The organism is Duganella lactea, from assembly GCF_009857505.1.
Taxonomy (GTDB): Bacteria; Pseudomonadota; Gammaproteobacteria; order Burkholderiales; family Burkholderiaceae_D; genus Rugamonas; species Rugamonas lactea.
Genome location: NZ_WWCP01000001.1, coordinates 315,031 through 332,538 on the forward strand (window position 1 = coordinate 315,031; position 17,508 = coordinate 332,538).

Consider the following 17,508-nt stretch of genomic DNA (forward strand, 5'->3'; position numbering starts at 1 on the left):
AACGTCAACGTCAAACCATTGTAGCGCGAAACACACTGGTAGAACGTAGACTTGGTGGCGACCCGTGACCAACAAGATGCGCAATGGTATCGTGCGACGTGAAAGGCCACGCGGCAGGATCATAGCCATCCCGCGCTGGCTGGCCGAATAAAATTCACCCGCAAATTTGCCCGTCGTTGGCTCTGGCAGAAGCTAGAATGTTAATTATAATGCCGTAGGAAGTTACGATTGCCGCGCCCCTCGCATAGACTGACTTTCATGACGCAACGTGAAATAGTGCAATGATGAATTCTTCTAATGAACGCGAAAGCTTTAGCCAGCGGCTTCAACAGGCTCTCAAGAATGCCCATTATTCGCCCGACAGTCCCACCCGGCTGGCGCGCGAATTCAACATCCGTTTCGATGGCCGGCCGATTACCGTGCACGCCGCGCGGAAGTGGCTCGTCGGTGAGGCGATTCCGACGCAGGAAAAGCTGCGCATGATCGCTCAGTGGCTGGGCGTGCCGGCGGAATGGCTGCGCTTCGGCGGTCCGGAGGACGGCGCGCCGGCGGGCGACAACGGCGCGGCGGCCTCGCGGTTCGAGTCGGCCGACGTCAAGCTGATCGCGGATTTGCAGCGCCTGGACGAACACCATCGCCAGATCGCGCGCGAATTTATCCGCATGCTGGTGCGGGTGAATTACCAAAAGTAGTTATTTTTACGTAGTACTACGGAGCAATGTTGACCGACACGCGACCGCCGCATCATGCATGATGTGAAACAGGTTTCATCTTTTGCCGGTTTTTGTTCGGATCAGCGCGCACCACAGGCGGCGTCCTTTTTATTTTCGCCACGTTTGCGAATAGTCATGGTCCCGACACGGATTTCAGGCACAATAGGACAGAACCTACTTTTTGGGGAGTCACGCTTTGAGCCGTTTGATGAAAAGCAACTACAGCAATGCCGCGCAGCTGAAAGATTTGATGACCGCCCCGCCCATGAGCGCCGCTCAGCATGCTGAAGTCATGCGCAAACGTATCGCCCAGCGCCGGATGCTGGAAGAGGCGCAGGAATTGAAACGCGCCAGCAGTTCTTACTACGACAAGCGCTGAGCTTAGCCCGCGTCGCCGCCAGAGGCGCTCTTCAGGCCCGCCCAGCGCGGCGCCAGCGCGTGCTCGATACTGAACAGGTCGATCACGCGCGCGACCGTGTGGTCGACCATCTCGTCGATGCTTTGCGGGTTGTGATAGAAGCTCGGCAGCGGCGGGAAGATGATGCCGCCCATTTCCGTGACCGCCGTCATATTGCGCAGATGCGCCAGGTTGAACGGGGTTTCCCGCACCATCAGCACCAGCCGGCGGCGCTCCTTGAGCACCACGTCGGCCGCGCGCGCGATCAGGTTGTCGGACAGGCCATGGGCCACCGACGCCAGCGTTTTCATCGAGCAGGGGGCGATCACCATGCCGTCGCTCTGGAACGAGCCGCTGGCGATAGCGGCGCCGACATCGCGCACCTTGTGCACCACATCGGCCAACGATTCCACTGCGCGCCGCTGCAAGCCGGTTTCCTGGTGCAGCGTGAGGACGGCGGCGTCCGAAATCAGCAGATGGGTTTCGACGCCGTTAAGATCGCGTAAATGTTGCAGCAGACGCACGCCATACACCGCGCCGGTGGCGCCGGTGATGGCGATGATGATCCGCTGCGGGCGATCAGGCATCCAGCAGCGCTTTCAGTTCGCCCGACTCGAACATTTCATTCATGATGTCCGAACCGCCGATGAATTCACCCTTCACGTACAGCTGCGGAATGGTTGGCCAGTTCGAATAGTCCTTGATGCCCTGGCGAACTTCCGGATCTTCCAGCACGTTGACGGTGGCGATGTTTTCCACGCCGCACGCTTTCAGGATCTGGATGGCGCGGCCGGAGAAGCCGCATTGTGGGAACTGGGCGGTGCCCTTCATGAACAGCACCACCGGAGTGTTGGTCACGGTTTCTTTGATCCAGGTTTGTACGTCGCTCATAGCTGCCTCTAGGGGTAAAAGATGTGGAATATCGGCATTTTATAAGAAATGCGCGCGCGATGTATTTGACGCGGCAAAAAATCCGCGTATGATCGCTATATCGAGTTCCGATATAGCGACTAGCGACATATGACCCAGTTTGCCAAGTACCTGCCCCTGTCCGAAGCCACGTTCTACGTGATGCTGGCGCTGAGCCAGCGGCCGCTGCACGGCTACGCCATCATGCAGCAGGCGCAAGCGATGAGCGCCGGTAGCGTCGCGCTGGGGCCGGGCACGCTGTACGGCATTTTCGGCACGCTGGAGAAGCAGGCATTGATCGTCAAGGTGGCGGAAGAGGAGCGGCGCAAGATTTATGCGCTGACGGAACTGGGCCGGTCGGTGCTGGCGGAGCAGGTGCGCCGGCTGGAAATCATGGTGAACAGCGCGCGCGGGGTGACATGGAAATGATAAAAAAGTTCAAAATCTGGTGGGTCTGGCAGGATGAGGAGCAGCAGGCGTGGCTGCAAGGCATGGCCGCGCGGGGATGGCATCTGAGCGCGGTGAACTCGTTGTTGGGCTTGTACACATTCCAGCGCGGGGCGCCGGCGAATATGGCGTATCGCTGGGCTTCGGCCTGATCGCCGCCTACAGCGCGGTGCGGCTGGGGCGGCGCATTGCCGCCCTCAAGCGCGCCGCTTAACCGCGCAGCTTGGCGAAGGCGGCGGCCATGCTGCCGCCGATCGCCGGCTCGCGCGCGGTCTGTTTTTGCTGCTGGCCCATGGCGCGGCGGTCGTTGCGGTCGCCACGCTGCTGCGGCTGCGAACCGGCTTGCGGCGCGCTGTCGGTCAGGCGCATGGTCAGGGCGATGCGCTTGCGCTTCTCGTCCACCTCCAGCACTTTCACCTTCACCACCTGGCCGGCCTTGACCACCGTGTGCGGATCTTTGACGAAGGTGTTCGACAACGCCGAGATGTGCACCAGCCCGTCCTGATGCACGCCGATATCGACAAAGGCGCCGAAGGCGGCGACGTTGGTCACCACGCCTTCCAGAATCATGTCCGGACGCAGGTCCTTGATGTCCTCCACGCCTTCCTTGAAGGTGGCGGTGGTGAATTCCGGACGCGGGTCGCGGCCCGGCTTTTCCAGTTCCTTCAGGATGTCGGTCACGGTCGGCACGCCGAATTTGTCGTCGGCGTACTTGGCCGCTTGCAGCCGCTTGATCAGCGCGCTGTCGCCGATGACGCCCTGGATGTCTTTCTGGATGTCGGCCAGGATTTTCTGCACCACCGGGTAGGATTCCGGGTGGACCGCCGAGGCGTCCAGCGGATTGTCGCCGCCGATCACGCGCAGGAAGCCGGCCGCCTGTTCAAACGTCTTGTCGCCGAGGCGCGGCACGGCCTTCAGCCCGGCGCGCGAGGTGAACGCGCCCTTGACGTCGCGATACGCGACAATCGCCTGCGCCACCGACGACGACAGCCCGGACACGCGCGCCAGCAGCGGCGCCGACGCGGTGTTGACGTCGACCCCGACCGCGTTGACGCAATCCTCGACCACCGCGTCCAGCGTGCGCGCCAGCTGCGTCTGCGAGACGTCGTGCTGGTACTGGCCGACGCCGATCGATTTCGGGTCGATCTTCACCAGCTCGGCCAGCGGGTCCTGCAGGCGGCGGGCGATCGACACCGCGCCGCGCAGCGACACGTCCATGTCCGGCAGCTCTTTCGACGCATATTCGGAGGCCGAATACACCGACGCGCCGGCTTCGGAGACGACGATCTTGTTCATCTTCTGCTCCGGGAAGCGCTTGAGCAGGTCCTGCGCCAGCTTGTCGGTCTCGCGCGAGGCGGTGCCGTTGCCGATCGAAATCAGCGACACATTGTGCTTGGCGGCCAGCTTGCCCAGCGTGTGCAGCGCGCCTTCCCAGTCGTTTTTCGGCTGGTGCGGATAGATCACGGCGGTGTCGACCACCTTGCCGGTGGCGTCCACCACCGCCACTTTGACGCCGGTGCGCAGACCCGGGTCCAGGCCCATGGTGGCGCGCTGGCCGGCCGGGGCCGCCAGCAGCAAGGCTTTCAAGTTGGTCGCGAAGACGGTGATGGCGTCCGCTTCGGATTTTTCGCGCAGCGCGCCCATCAGCTCGCTTTCGAGATGCATGAAACTCTTCACGCGCCAGGTCCAGCGGGCCGTGTCGGACAGCCATTTGTCGGCCGGGCGGCCGCTGTTTTTGATGCCGAAACGGGCGGCGATGCGGCTTTCGCACGGATTGTGCGGCGCGTCCCATTTCGGCTTTTCCGGCTCGGAATCGAGGCGCAGCGTCACGTCCAGCACGCCTTCGCGGCGGCCGCGCATCAACGCCAGGGCGCGGTGTGACGGCACCGTGGCCAGGGTTTCCGAATAGTCGAAGTAATCGGCGAATTTTTCGCCTTCTTCTTGCTTACCTTCAATAACCTTCGATTCCACGATGCCATGCTCTTGCACATATTCGCGCAGCGATTGCAGCAGCGTGGCGTCTTCGGCGAAGCGTTCCATCAGGATCTGGCGCGCGCCGTCGAGGGCGGCCTTGGCGTCGGCCACGCCCGGATTGTTGCCGTCGGCGGTGGTGAACGCCGCGCGCAGGTAGGTGGCCGCCTCGGTCTCCGGCTGCAGGTCCGGGTTGGCCAGCAGGGCGTCGGCCAGCGGCGCCAGGCCGGCCTCGATGGCGATCTGGGCCTTGGTGCGGCGTTTTTGCTTGTACGGAAGATATAAGTCTTCCAGGCGGGTCTTGTCTTCCGCGTGCGTGACAGCATCTAACAACTCTGGTGTCATTTTGTTTTGCTCGGTGATCGAGGCGATGATGCTGGCGCGGCGGTCTTCCAGTTCGCGCAGGTAGCGCAGGCGCTCTTCGAGCAGGCGCAGCTGGACGTCATCCAGGCCGCCGGTCGCCTCTTTACGGTAGCGGGCGATGAAGGGGACGGTGGCGCCTTCGTCCAGCAGGGCGATGGCGGCGGCGACCTGGGCCGGCTTGGCGGACAGTTCCAGGGCGAGACGTTGTTCGATGGAAGGCAACATGGTGGTGGTTCCTAGACAGACAAGCCCGGAATAATACGACATCAGCACGAAGTTGCCATTCTTTTGCCAGTCTTGTCACAAATCGACGGTGGGCGTGTGCAAGCCCACTTTTAGTGCAGGTTTTTAAAGAAAGCATAAACACGAACGCTTCAATGGCGGATAATATTGCCTGTTGCCGTTTTTGAACCATCTTTGACCAACAATGCGCCCTATGGATTTTACCCGCGACGACGCCACTGATGCTCCAGCTGCTCCGGCACCGGCCGCTCCACGCCACGCGCCGCCCGCGAACCAACTGTCCTATGCCGTGGCCACCTGGCTGCAGCGTGTGGATGCCGCCGCGCATCCCAAGGCCAAGCTGAGCCCGCCGCCGGTCGACAACGATCCGAAACAAACCCAGTACAAGCTGATCTACGTGCTGGCGCCCACCAGCGGTGGCCGCCATGTGGCGCTGTGCCTGTACAAAGCCCGCTTGCGCCCGAACGGCGACGTGGCGGCGGCCAGTCCGGTCAGCGAGGTGTTTTCGCTGCTGTCGACGCCACCGACTTTCATGACGCCAGCCGATGAGGACCTGATCCGCTTCTTCGTCGCCATGCGCAGCGGCCAGAATTCCCAGACCGGCTCGGCGACCGAGCCGCGCGGCAAAATCGGCGCGGCGCTGCTGCAGATGCTGGCCGAGCAGGACAAATTATTGTGGGCCAACTCGTGGGCCGACGTCGGCAACGGCCTGGTCTATCCATTGAAAGGCGGCGTGCTACGCGAGGCCAACCTGGCCTGGCGCGAGGAAGGCAAGGGCTTGCGCCTCGGCTGGCAGGTGGCGCCGCCGCCGGGCGCCAAGCATGTCGGCGCCGACCAGGTCGACTACATGCTGCCGACCGATCCGCCGTGGTACATCGACAATCTGTCCTGCGGCGTGCTGCAACTGAACCAGGGGGGCACGCAAATTCCGCTGGCCGACCTGCAGGCGCTGGTGGCGCAGGCGCCGCTGCTGACCAATACCGACAAGATGCGCGTCTCCCAGCTGCTGCTGGCGCACGGCCTGCAGGGCCTGATGCCGCTGCCGCAGGCGCTGCCGCAGCGGCTGCGCGACGACGTCAAGCCGCGTCCGGTGCTGACGCTAGACGCCGCCATGCTGGCCGACGGCCCCGCCCAGCGCTGGCACGACTTCGCCGTGCTGTCCTACGACTACGACGGCGAGCGCGTGTCGTTCGACCCGTCGCAGCGCGTGGTGCGCCAGAAGGGCGATGTCACCGAGATCATCCAGCGCGATGAGGCCGCCGAGGCCGCCGCGCTGGCGCTGCTGAACGAACGCCATTTCGTGCCGCCGACGGCGCTGCCGCTGAGCAGCGTCAAGGGCGGCCTGTTGCTGCCGAGCCAGGCCGAATGGCTGCGCTTCGCCCGCGACGGCATCGCCGCGCTCAAGCAGGCCGGCTGGAAAATCGAAAAAACCGTCAAATACCGCTACGACACGGTCGAAGTCGGCGACTGGTACGCCGAGGTGGTGGAAGACGAGGCCGACGGTGGCCACGCCTGGTTCGATCTGGAACTGGGCATCATGGTCAACCAGGAGCGCGTGCCGCTGCTGCCGGTGCTGGTGCAGCTGATCCGCAACGCGCCGAACGATTTCAATCCGAAAGTCATCGCCAACCACGGCGAGGACGACCAGATGCTGGCCACGCTGGCCGACGGCAGCCGCGTCGCCCTGCCGTGGGCCCGCGTACGGCCGATACTGAGCACGCTGGGCGAGTTGTATTTCAGCGACAAAATCAAAAACGCGCTGCACATGGCCACGCTGGACGCCGCCCGCCTCGACGAGCTGGCCCGCAACGTGGAAATGGCGTGGACCGGCGGCGAAGCGCTGCGCGACATGGGCGCCCGCCTGAACCAGTTTGGTTCGGTCAAACGCGTCGCCACCCCGGCCGGCCTGCAAGCCACGCTGCGCGACTACCAGACCGACGGCCTGTCGTGGATGCAGTTCCTGCGCGAATACGGCTTCGCCGGCATCCTGGCCGACGATATGGGCCTGGGGAAAACCGTGCAGACGCTGGCGCACATCCTGGTGGAAAAGGAAGCCGGCCGCCTGACCGCGCCGGCGCTGGTCATCGCGCCCACCAGCCTGATGGGCAACTGGCAGGAAGAAGCCGCGCGTTTCGCGCCCGGCCTCAAGGTGCTGCTGCTGCAAGGCAAGGAGCGCATGGGCCAGTTCGACCAGATCGACGAAGCCGACCTGGTGCTGACCACCTACGCGCTGCTGCCGCGCGACGAGGAAAAACTGCGCGAGCACGATTTCCACCTGGTCATCCTGGACGAATCGCACTACATCAAGAACACCCGCTCGAAAGCGGCCCAGAGCGCCGGCCTGCTGCGCGCGCGGCATCGGCTGTGCCTGTCCGGCACGCCGCTGGAGAACCACCTGGGCGAGCTGTGGTCGCAATTCCACTTCCTGCTGCCCGGTCTGCTGGGCGACGAGAAGGGCTTCAACACCGTGTTCCGCCACCCGATCGAGCGCCAGGACGATCCGCTGCGCCGCGCGCTGCTGAACCGCCGCATCAAGCCGTTCCTGCTGCGCCGGACCAAGGACAGCGTGGCGAAAGAACTGCCGCCGAAGACCGAGATGGTGCGCAAGGTCGAACTGACCGGCGCCCAGCGCGACCTGTACGAAACCGTGCGCCTGGCCATGGATCAGAAAGTGCGCGAGGAAATCGACCGCAAGGGCGTGGCGCGCAGCCAGATCGTCATTCTGGAGGCGCTGCTGAAGCTGCGCCAGGTTTGCTGCGACCCGCGGCTGGTCAAGTCCACCACCAAGAAACAGCAGCAGGCCGGCTCGGCCAAGCTGCTCGACCTGATGCAGATGGTCGAGGACTTGCTGGAAGAGAAGCGCAAGATTCTGGTGTTTTCGCAGTTCACCAGCATGCTGGAGCTGATCCAGGAAGAACTGGAGACGCGCGACATTCCCTACGCCTTGCTCACCGGCGACACCAAGGATCGCAGCGCCCAGGTGGCGGCGTTCCAGCAGGGCGCCGTGCCGATCTTCCTGATATCGCTGAAAGCCGGCGGCGTCGGCCTCAACCTGACGGCCGCCGACACCGTGATCCACTACGATCCGTGGTGGAATCCGGCCGCAGAAAACCAGGCCACCGACCGCGCCTGGCGTATCGGACAGGACAAGCCGGTGTTCGTGTATAAACTGATCGCCAAGGGCACGCTGGAAGAGAAGATTCAGCTCTTGCAGCAGAAGAAGTCCGACCTGGCGCAATCGATCCTGGCGGAAGGCGAGTCGCAGAAAATGGCGCTCACCCAGGAAGACCTGCAACAAATCTTCGCACCTTTGGTGGAGTAATCAATGGGCCAGACGATAGCGGAACTCCAGGCAGCGTTAGAAACATCCCAAGCCAACGAAGCCCGCTATCGGTTGCTGTTGGAACACAGCGGTGAGATCAGCTGGATGGCCGACTGCGCCACGCGGCGGCTCACCTGGCTTAGTCCGGCGGCCGAACGCCAGTTCGGCTACACGCTGGACACCGCGCACAGTCTGGCGCAGCGCTTGCTGGCGGACTTGCCGGCGCGCCTGGCTAGCCAGGCCGATGGCGACGCCAGCAGCCGTCACGCGCTGCGTGAAACCGAACTGGCCCACGCCGACGGCCATCTGGTGCCGGTGGAAATCGAATCGACGCTGATCCTCGGCGCCGACGGCGCGCCGGCCACGGTGGTCGGCGTGGTGCGCGACCTGCGCGCGCGGCGCGAGCTGGCGGCGCAGCAGAAAAAGTTCGCCTCCATGCTGTCGCACGAATTCCGCACGCCCTTGTCGACCATCGACGGCGCCGTGCAGCGGCTGGAAATGACCGGCGCCCACCACGACGAGGCCACCCGCAAGCGCTACCGCAAGATTCAGACCGCGGTCGACCGCATGCTGGCGATGCTGGACGAATACCTGTCGCCCGAGCGCATGGCCAGCCTCGGCCGCGAGCGCCAACCCAACGAAATCAATCCCGCCCAGTTGCTGGAAACCGCCGCCGAGCAGGCGCGGCAGCGCCGTAAGCAGATCAGCGTCCACACCCAGGGCCTGCCGCAAGGCATACGTTGTGAACCCGCCGGCATGCGTTTGTGTTTTGAGATGTTGCTTGATAATGCAATTAAGTACACGCAAGATGATATTCCGATAGAATTGGTTGGCAAGATTGCAGCGGAAGGTGGCATCGAGTTCCTGGTGCGCGATCACGGCGACGGTATCGCCGAGACGGAGTTGCCACGGGTGTTCGAGAAATCTTTCCGTGGCAGTAACGCCGTCGGCGTGGCGGGATCGGGGCTGGGGCTGTATATGGCGCGGTCGATTGTTGATGTGCACGGCGGTACGGTGACGGCCAGGAATGTTTCTGAAAGCGGCACGGAATTTCGGATTTGGCTGCCGGTCGCGGCCGACGCCGGGAAAAACCTTGCGCGGGTCGATGCCAGCAGTGATAATTCCCTGGACGCAAGCTAGTAGCGTTCCCAGGTCTGGGCGCAGCTGTGGTCAATTATTGAACGAATGGCGCATCAATGACGCAAATACTGATCGTGGAAGACAATCTGGACTACGCCGAAGAGATGGCGGAATTCCTGACTGAGCTTGAACACGAAGTGCATATCACGAATAACGCCGGTGATATGTGGTCCGCCCTCAGCCAGGGCAATGTCGGCGTGGTGGTGTTGGACCTTGGTCTGCCGGATGAGGATGGCTTTAATGTCATCCCGCGCATGCGCCAGCTCTATCCGCAAATCGGGCTGCTGGTGCTGACCGGCCGCGTGGCTTTCGACAACCGCATCCTCGGCCTGCGCCTCGGCGCCGACCACTACCTGACCAAACCGATCAAATTCCCGGAACTGGCCGCGCACATCGAGGCGCTCGACCGCCGTGTGGGGCCGCAGGAAACGATTCCGCTGCCCAGCAAGTGGACGCTGAAGGTGAGCGCTCGCCAACTGGAGCTGCAAGGGTTGGCGATCACGCTGACCGAGAAAGAATGCAATTTCCTGCATCTGCTGACGATCAACACCCGGCCGGTGCCGCGCCAGGTGATCGTGGCCGGCATCGGCGGCGACGATCCGGACGCCGGGCGCCGCGTGGACATGCTGGTCTACCGGCTGCGCAAGAAGGCGCGGACCGGCCTCGGTCAGGATCTGCCGCTGCGCAGCGCCTACGGCGAGGGTTACAGCCTGTCGGCCAGCTTCAACTTGTCTTAATCAGGGACAGAGTCAAACAACAAGGGTAGAATCGGGCTCCGATCTGCCCTTTTTGTTATCCGTATGGCTCGCCTGCCCCGTTTAATCGTTCCGCATCAGCCGCACCACGTCATCCAGACCGGCGCCAACAACCAGGATGTGTTCCTCGATACGGAGGATTATCAAACCTTCCTCGGCTGGCTGCGCAACGCCGCCAAAACCTACAAAGTGGCGATTCACGCTTACTGCCTGATGCCGAATCACCTGCATCTGCTGGTCACGCCGTCCGATGACACCGGGCTGGGCCAGATGATGCAATGGATCGGCCGCTACTACGTGCCGTATTTCAACCAGAAATATGTTCGTAGCGGCACGTTGTGGAACGGACGCTACAAAACGTCGCTGATCGATGCTGACGAATACTTCATGTTGTGTAGTCGATACATCGAATTCAACCCGGTTCGCAACGGCATGGTGGCGCGCGCCGAGGATTATCCGTGGTCCAGCTATTGTCACCATGCCGGCATCCGCCCGGATGGGCTGATCACCGACCACGCCAAGGTTTGGGAATTGGGCAACACGCCGTTCCAGCGCGAGGCGGCCTACAGCGCGCTGTCCGAGCCGCCGCTGACGCCGGAGGAGCTGACGTTGATCGGCAAGGCGCTGCTCAAGGGCTGGCCGCTGGGCTCGCAGCAATTTCAGACGGCCTTGCAGCATAAGCTGAAACGGCAAGTATTGCCGGCCAAGCGGGGGCGGCCTTTCAAAGCCAAGCCCACCGATTCATAACCGCCGGAATGACAATCACTCTGTCCCCAATTAAAAAATTGAGCTTATTTGGAAAATTTAATTCGACTCCGACCCTAATTGTTATGCTTGAGGTTTACGCTGCGTTGCACTAACCTTGTCTTTCAAGCCAATCAGTTTTGGAGTTTAGCCATGGAAGCACAAGGTCTGTACGATCCGTCCAACGAACATGACGCCTGCGGCGTCGGTTTCGTCGCCCACATCAAGGGCAATAAGAGTCACTCGATTGTGGAACAGGGTCTGCTGATCTTGAAGAACCTCGATCACCGGGGCGCGGTGGGTGCCGATCCGCTGATGGGCGACGGCGCCGGTATCCTGATCCAGATCCCGGACCAGTACTACCGTGACGAAATGGCCAAGCAAGGGGTCGAACTGCCGCCGCCAGGCGAATACGGCGTCGGCATGGTGTTTCTGCCGAAGGAAAACGCTTCCCGCATCGCCTGCGAACAGGAAATCGAGCGCGCCGTGCGCGCCGAGGGCCAGGTGGTGCTGGGCTGGCGCAACGTGCCGGTCGATACCGACATGCCGATGTCGCCGACCGTGCGCGCCAAAGAACCGGTGATCCGCCAGATCTTCATCGGCCGCGGCGCCGACATCATGGTGACCGACGCGCTGGAACGCAAACTGTACGTGATCCGCAAATCGTCCGGCCACGCCATCCAGGCGCTGAACCTGATCCACGGCAAAGAATTCTTCGTCGCCTCGCTGTCGGCCCGTACCATCGTCTACAAAGGCCTGCTGCTGGCCGACCAGGTGGGCGTGTACTACAAAGATTTGCAAGACGCGCGCTGCATCTCGGCGCTGGCGCTGGTGCACCAACGCTTCTCGACCAATACCTTCCCTGAGTGGCCGCTGGCCCACCCGTACCGCCTGATCGCCCACAACGGCGAGATCAACACCGTCAAAGGCAACTTCAACTGGATGCGCGCCCGCGAAGGCGTGATGAAGTCGGCCGTGCTGGGCGACGACCTGCGCAAGCTGTTCCCGTTGATCTACGAAGGCCAGTCGGACACCGCCTGCTTCGACAACGCGCTGGAACTGCTGCTGATGGCGGGCTACCCGCTGGCCCAGGCGATGATGATGATGATCCCGGAAGCCTGGGAAAATCACGGCACGATGGACGACAATCGGCGCGCGTTCTACGAATATCACGCCGCCATGATGGAACCATGGGACGGCCCGGCCGCCATGGCCTTCACCGACGGCCGCTACATCGGCGGCACGCTGGACCGCAATGGCCTGCGTCCGGCCCGCTACATCGTCACCGACGACGACCTGGTGGTGATGGCCTCGGAATCCGGCGTGTTGCCGATTCCCGAGTCGAAAATCATCCAGAAATGGCGTCTGCAACCAGGCAAGATGTTCCTGATCGACCTGGAAGCCGGCCGCATCATCGACGACAAAGAGCTGAAAGACACCTACGCCAACGCCAAGCCGTACAAGGCGTGGATCAACGCGGTGCGCATCAAGCTCAACGAAATCAAGCTCAGCGAAAGCCAGCTGGCGCACCACCGCGCCAAGGACAAGCCGGCCGCCGGCGAAAAAGCCGTGCCGTCGCTGCTGGACCGCCAGCAAGCCTTCGGCTACACCCAGGAAGACCTGAAATTCCTGATGGCGCCGATGGCCGTCGCCGGCGAGGAAGCCACCGGCTCGATGGGCAATGACTCGCCGCTGGCCGTCATGTCCAACAAGCTGAAACCGCTGTATTCCTACTTCAAGCAGCTGTTCGCCCAGGTAACCAACCCGCCGATCGACCCGATCCGCGAAGCGATGGTGATGTCGCTGGTGTCGTTCATCGGTCCGAAACCGAACCTGCTGGACACCAACAACGTCAATCCGCCGATGCGGCTTGAAGTGTCGCAGCCTATCCTGGGCTTCGACGACATGGAACGCCTGCGCAACATCAGCCTGCATACCGGCGGCAAGTTCAAGTCGTATGAGCTGAGCATCTGCTACCCGCTGGCCTGGGGCAAGGAAGGCGTCGAAGCCTGCCTGGCGTCGCTGTGCGCGGAAGCGGTGGACGCGGTCAAATCCGGCCACAACATCCTGATCGTGTCCGACCGTTCGGTCGGCCCAGAGCGTGTGGCGATTCCCGCCCTGCTGGCGACCTCCACCGTTCACCAGCACCTGGTCAGCAAGGGCCTGCGCGCCTCGACCGGCCTGGTGGTGGAAACCGGCTCGGCCCGCGAGACCCACCACTTCGCCCTGCTGGCCGGCTACGGCGCCGAAGCGATCCACCCGTACCTGGCGATGGAAACCCTGGCCGACATGGCACAAGGCTTGCCGGGCGATATGTCGGCTGACAAAGCCATCTACAACTTCACCAAGGCGGTCGGCAAAGGCCTGATGAAGGTGATGTCGAAGATGGGCATCTCGACCTATATGTCGTACTGCGGCGCGCAGATCTTTGAAGCGGTCGGCCTGAACAAGTCGCTGGTCAACAAGTACTTCCGTGGCACCGCGTCCAATGTGGAAGGCATCGGCGTGTTTGAAGTGGCCGAGGAAGCGCTGCGCCTGCACAACCTGGCCTTCGGCGCAGATCCCGTGCTGGCCAACAATCTGGACGCCGGCGGCGAATACGCCTTCCGCGTGCGCGGCGAGGACCACCTGTGGACCCCGGACGCGATCGCCAAGCTGCAACACTCGACCCGCGCCAACAATTTCTCCAGCTATAAAGAGTACGCGCAGATCATCAACGACCAGAGCAAGCGTCACCTGACACTGCGCGGCCTGTTCGAGTTCAAGATCGATCCGGCCAAGGCGATTCCGCTGGATGAAGTGGAGCCGGCGAAAGAAATCGTCAAGCGCTTCGCCACCGGCGCCATGTCGATGGGCTCGATTTCGACCGAAGCTCACGCCACGCTGGCCGTCGCCATGAACCGCATCGGCGGCAAGTCCAACACCGGCGAGGGCGGCGAAGATCCATCGCGCTACACCATGGAGCTGAAAGGCATCAAGATCAAGCAGGGCGAGACCATGGCCTCGGTCATGGGCAAGGAACAGATGGTGGTCGATATTCCTCTGCAGGAAGGCGACTCGCTGCGTTCGCGCATCAAGCAGGTGGCGTCGGGCCGTTTCGGCGTGACTGCCGCTTACCTGAACTCGGCCGATCAGATCCAGATCAAGATGGCGCAGGGCGCCAAACCGGGCGAAGGCGGTCAGCTGCCGGGCCACAAGGTGTCGGAATACATCGCCACGCTGCGCTTCTCGGTACCTGGCGTGGGCCTGATTTCGCCGCCGCCGCACCACGACATCTACTCGATTGAAGATCTGGCGCAGCTGATTCACGATCTGAAAAACGCCAACCCGCGCGCTTCGATCTCGGTCAAGCTGGTGTCGGAAGTGGGTATCGGCACCGTCGCCGCCGGCGTCACCAAGGCCAAGGCCGACCACGTGGTGGTCGCCGGCCACGACGGCGGCACCGGCGCCTCGCCGCTGTCGTCGGTCAAGCACGCCGGCACCCCGTGGGAGCTGGGCCTGGCGGAAACCCAGCAGACGCTGGTGCTGAATGGCCTGCGCAGCCGGATTCGGGTGCAAGCAGATGGCCAGATGCGTACCGGCCGCGACGTGGTTATCGCCGCCATGCTGGGCGCCGACGAAATCGGCTTCGCCACCGCGCCGCTGGTGGTGGAAGGCTGCATCATGATGCGCAAGTGCCATCTGAACACCTGCCCGGTCGGCGTGGCGACGCAAGATCCGGTGCTGCGCGCCAAGTTCTCGGGCAAGCCCGAGTATGTGGTCAACTACTTCTTCTTCGTTGCCGAGGAAGCGCGTCAGTTGATGGCCCAGCTGGGCATCCGCACCTATGACGAGCTGATCGGTCGCGTCGATCTGCTGGACAAATCGAAAGCCATCTCGCACTGGAAAGCGCAAGGTCTGGACTTCAGCAATATCTTCTACCAGCCGCCAACGCAGGACGGTCACTCGATCTACCACACGCTGGAGCAGGATCACGGCCTCGACAAGGCGCTGGACCACAAGCTGATCGCCCAGGCCAAGGCGGCGCTGGAAAAAGGCGAGCGCGTGTCCTTCATCTCGCCGGTGAAGAACTTGAACCGCACCGTCGGCACCATGCTGTCGGGCGAAGTGGCCAAGCGCTACGGTCACGCCGGCCTGCCGGACGACACCATTCACATCCAGCTGCAAGGCACGGCCGGCCAGTCGGCCTGCGCCTTCCTGGCGCACGGCATCACCATCGACCTGGTCGGCGAGGGTAACGATTATGTCGGCAAGGGCCTGTCGGGCGGGCGCATCATCGTGCGTCCGAATACCGAGTTCCGCGGCTGGGCGGTCAACAACATCATCATCGGCAATACCGTGCTGTACGGCGCGATTGCCGGTGAAGCCTTCTTCAACGGCGTGGCCGGCGAGCGCTTCGCGGTGCGTAACTCGGGCGCCACCGCCATTGTCGAAGGCACCGGCGACCACGGTTGCGAATACATGACCGGCGGCACCGTGGTAGTGCTGGGCAACACCGGCCGTAACTTCGCGGCGGGCATGTCGGGCGGTATCGCTTATGTCTACGATCCGGAGGGCGATTTCGACACGCGCTGCAACACCTCGATGGTGACGCTGGAACGCGTGCTGTCGGCCAAGGAGCAGCAGAAAGACAGCGCCACCTTCCACGTGCAGCACAAAGACCATGGCCGCGAGGCCGACGAAGTGATCCTGAAGCGTTTGATCGAGCGTCACTTCAAGCACACCGGCAGCACGCGCGCGCGCCTGTTGCTGGACAACTGGGCCGACAGCCGCGGCAAGTTCGTCAAGGTATTCCCAAGCGAATACCAACGCGCGCTGGCCGAAATGGCCGAGGACGTGGCGAACGAAGCCGCTGTTGTGCAACCAGTCGCTGCCTAAATTAAACGCACGTCGTCCCGGCGCAGGCCGGGACCCATAGAACGTCTGATCCGAGTCAGCATGGGTTCCGGCCGCCGCCGGAACGACGGTTCAAAGATTACGAAGGAAAAATATCGTGGGTAAAATCACCGGCTTCATGGAATTCCAGCGTCAGGAAGAAGGCTATCTGCCGCCAGCGACGCGCCTGAAAAACTACGCGGAATTCGTCATTCCACTGACCAATGAGCAAGCCAAGATCCAGGGCGCGCGCTGCATGGACTGCGGCATCCCGTTCTGCAACAACGGCTGCCCGGTCAACAACATCATCCCCGACTGGAACGACCTGGTCTATCGCGGCAACTACCGCGAAGCGCTGGACACGCTGCACTCGACCAACAACTTCCCGGAATTCACCGGCCGCATCTGCCCGGCGCCGTGCGAGGCCGCCTGCACGCTGGGCATCAGCGAAGATCCGGTCGGCATCAAGTCGATCGAACACAAGATCATCGACGAAGGCTGGGAACGCGGCTGGGTCGTGCCGCAGCCGCCGAGCAAGCAGACCGGCAAGAAAGTCGCCGTGGTCGGCTCCGGTCCCGCCGGCCTGGCCGCCGCCCAGCAACTGGCGCGCGCCGGCCATGCGGTGACCGTGTTCGAGAAATCCGACCGCGTCGGCGGCCTGCTGCGCTACGGCATTCCCGACTTCAAGATGGAAAAGTCGCACATCGACCGTCGCGTCAAGCAGATGGAAGCCGAGGGCGTGACCTTCCGCACCAGCGTGCTGATTGGCAAGGACTTCCCGGCCAACGTCAACAACTGGGCCAAGGAAACCATCTTCCCTGAAGACCTGCAGAAAGACTTCGACGCCGTGGTGCTGGCCGGCGGCGCGGAAGCCCCGCGCGACTTGCCGGTGCCGGGCCGCGAGCTGAAAGGCGTGCACTTCGCCATGGACTTCCTGCCGCAGCAAAACAAGATCAACGCCGGCGACAAGCTGAAAGACCAGATCAAGGCCACCGGCAAGCATGTGGTGGTGATCGGCGGCGGCGACACCGGTTCCGACTGCGTCGGCACTTCGAACCGCCAGGGCGCCGCCTCGGTGACCCAGTTCGAACTGATGCCGATGCCGCCGGAGCAAGAGAACAAGCCGCTGGTGTGGCCATACTGGCCGACCAAGCTGCGCACCTCGTCGTCGCATGAAGAAGGTTGCGAGCGCGACTGGGCGGTGGCCACCAAGCGTCTGGAGGGCAAAGGCGGCAAGGTTGAAAAACTGATCGCCTGCCGCGTTGAATGGAAAGATGGCAAGATGACCGAAGTGCCGAATTCGGAATTCGACATGAAAGCCGATCTGGTCTTCCTGGCCATGGGCTTCGTCTCGCCGGTCGCCAACATCCTGGACGCGTTCGCGGTTGACAAAGATGCACGCGGCAACGCCAAGGCCAGCACCGATGGCGACGGCTGCTACAAAACTTCCGTATCGAAGGTATTTGCCGCCGGCGACATGCGCCGCGGCCAATCGCTGGTGGTATGGGCGATCCGCGAAGGCCGCCAGTGCGCGCGCGCGGTCGATGAGTTCCTGATGGGCAGTTCCGAGTTGCCGCGCTAAGCTCAAGCACGGTATCAGGCTCGGCCTGACTACCCTGCCGGATGCAG

The 17,508-nt window shown here is 62.8% G+C and carries 13 protein-coding genes; 10 read left to right on the forward strand and 3 right to left on the reverse strand.

What is annotated here, in order from left to right:
• Positions 1-281: 281 nt before the first annotated feature.
• Complete coding sequence (locus GTP44_RS01585; protein WP_308494292.1) at positions 282-692, forward strand: hypothetical protein; 411 nt, start codon at positions 282-284, stop codon at positions 690-692.
• A 217-nt stretch (positions 693-909) separates the two neighbouring features.
• A complete protein-coding gene (locus GTP44_RS27100) occupies positions 910-1,092 on the forward strand; it encodes a hypothetical protein (RefSeq protein ID WP_202423951.1) in 183 nt (60 codons plus the stop codon).
• Positions 1,093-1,094: 2 nt separating this feature from the next.
• On the opposite strand, the gene GTP44_RS01590 is transcribed toward GTP44_RS27100, so the two are convergent.
• The gene (locus tag GTP44_RS01590) at positions 1,095-1,697 is read right to left on the reverse strand and encodes a UbiX family flavin prenyltransferase (RefSeq protein WP_161018038.1); all 603 of its coding nucleotides are present in this window, start codon (positions 1,695-1,697) and stop codon (positions 1,095-1,097) included.
• Positions 1,690-2,001, reverse strand: coding sequence for a Grx4 family monothiol glutaredoxin (grxD, locus tag GTP44_RS01595; protein WP_008443113.1), 312 nt, complete (start codon positions 1,999-2,001; stop codon positions 1,690-1,692). The genes GTP44_RS01590 and grxD overlap by 8 nt, the downstream gene beginning before the upstream one ends.
• 129 nt (positions 2,002-2,130) lie before the next feature.
• On the opposite strand from grxD, the gene GTP44_RS01600 reads away from it, so the two are divergent.
• Both GTP44_RS01600 and GTP44_RS28155 read left to right on the forward strand, forming a co-directional pair.
• On the forward strand, positions 2,131-2,448 hold the full coding sequence (locus GTP44_RS01600) for a PadR family transcriptional regulator (protein WP_161018039.1): 318 nt from the start codon (positions 2,131-2,133) through the stop codon (positions 2,446-2,448).
• 62 nt (positions 2,449-2,510) lie between these two features.
• On the forward strand, positions 2,511-2,618 hold the full coding sequence (locus GTP44_RS28155; protein ID WP_371867129.1) for a hypothetical protein: 108 nt from the start codon (positions 2,511-2,513) through the stop codon (positions 2,616-2,618).
• Between the two features lie 58 nt (positions 2,619-2,676).
• Here the strand turns inward: GTP44_RS28155 and GTP44_RS01610 are convergent, their stop codons facing one another.
• Positions 2,677-5,025: a Tex family protein gene (locus GTP44_RS01610; protein WP_161018041.1), complete on the reverse strand. Its 2,349-nt coding sequence runs from the start codon at positions 5,023-5,025 to the stop codon at positions 2,677-2,679.
• A 211-nt stretch (positions 5,026-5,236) separates the two neighbouring features.
• Here GTP44_RS01610 and GTP44_RS01615 point away from each other — a divergent pair, with 211 nt between their 5' ends.
• From GTP44_RS01615 to GTP44_RS01640, 6 genes are all read left to right on the forward strand, one after another.
• Complete coding sequence (locus GTP44_RS01615) at positions 5,237-8,365, forward strand: DEAD/DEAH box helicase (protein ID WP_161018042.1); 3,129 nt, start codon at positions 5,237-5,239, stop codon at positions 8,363-8,365.
• A 3-nt stretch (positions 8,366-8,368) separates the two neighbouring features.
• Positions 8,369-9,505, forward strand: coding sequence for a PAS domain-containing sensor histidine kinase (locus GTP44_RS01620; RefSeq protein ID WP_161018043.1), 1,137 nt, complete (start codon positions 8,369-8,371; stop codon positions 9,503-9,505).
• Positions 9,506-9,561: 56 nt separating this feature from the next.
• A complete protein-coding gene (locus tag GTP44_RS01625; RefSeq protein WP_160988322.1) occupies positions 9,562-10,242 on the forward strand; it encodes a response regulator transcription factor in 681 nt (226 codons plus the stop codon).
• A 63-nt stretch (positions 10,243-10,305) separates the two neighbouring features.
• Entirely contained in the window at positions 10,306-11,007 is a 702-nt protein-coding gene (locus GTP44_RS01630; RefSeq protein ID WP_161018044.1) for an REP-associated tyrosine transposase, read from the forward strand.
• Positions 11,008-11,157: 150 nt separating this feature from the next.
• Positions 11,158-15,882: a glutamate synthase-related protein gene (locus tag GTP44_RS01635; RefSeq protein WP_160988320.1), complete on the forward strand. Its 4,725-nt coding sequence runs from the start codon at positions 11,158-11,160 to the stop codon at positions 15,880-15,882.
• Positions 15,883-15,997: 115 nt separating this feature from the next.
• Positions 15,998-17,461: a glutamate synthase subunit beta gene (locus tag GTP44_RS01640; protein WP_160988319.1), complete on the forward strand. Its 1,464-nt coding sequence runs from the start codon at positions 15,998-16,000 to the stop codon at positions 17,459-17,461.
• Positions 17,462-17,508: the final 47 nt, after the last annotated feature.

Excerpts from the sequence above, each read along its gene's own strand:
- GTP44_RS01585 (WP_308494292.1), top strand. The coding sequence starts at position 282 with ATGATGAATTCTTCTAATGAACGCGAAAGCTTTAGCCAGCGGCTTCAA.
- GTP44_RS01590 (WP_161018038.1), bottom strand. The coding sequence starts at position 1,697 with ATGCCTGATCGCCCGCAGCGGATCATCATCGCCATCACCGGCGCCACC.
- grxD (WP_008443113.1), bottom strand. The coding sequence starts at position 2,001 with ATGAGCGACGTACAAACCTGGATCAAAGAAACCGTGACCAACACTCCG.
- GTP44_RS01600 (WP_161018039.1), top strand. The coding sequence starts at position 2,131 with ATGACCCAGTTTGCCAAGTACCTGCCCCTGTCCGAAGCCACGTTCTAC.
- GTP44_RS28155 (WP_371867129.1), top strand. The coding sequence starts at position 2,511 with ATGGCCGCGCGGGGATGGCATCTGAGCGCGGTGAACTCGTTGTTGGGC.
- GTP44_RS01610 (WP_161018041.1), bottom strand. The coding sequence starts at position 5,025 with ATGTTGCCTTCCATCGAACAACGTCTCGCCCTGGAACTGTCCGCCAAG.
- GTP44_RS01615 (WP_161018042.1), top strand. The coding sequence starts at position 5,237 with ATGGATTTTACCCGCGACGACGCCACTGATGCTCCAGCTGCTCCGGCA.
- GTP44_RS01620 (WP_161018043.1), top strand. The coding sequence starts at position 8,369 with ATGGGCCAGACGATAGCGGAACTCCAGGCAGCGTTAGAAACATCCCAA.
- GTP44_RS01625 (WP_160988322.1), top strand. The coding sequence starts at position 9,562 with ATGACGCAAATACTGATCGTGGAAGACAATCTGGACTACGCCGAAGAG.
- GTP44_RS01630 (WP_161018044.1), top strand. The coding sequence starts at position 10,306 with ATGGCTCGCCTGCCCCGTTTAATCGTTCCGCATCAGCCGCACCACGTC.
- GTP44_RS01635 (WP_160988320.1), top strand. The coding sequence starts at position 11,158 with ATGGAAGCACAAGGTCTGTACGATCCGTCCAACGAACATGACGCCTGC.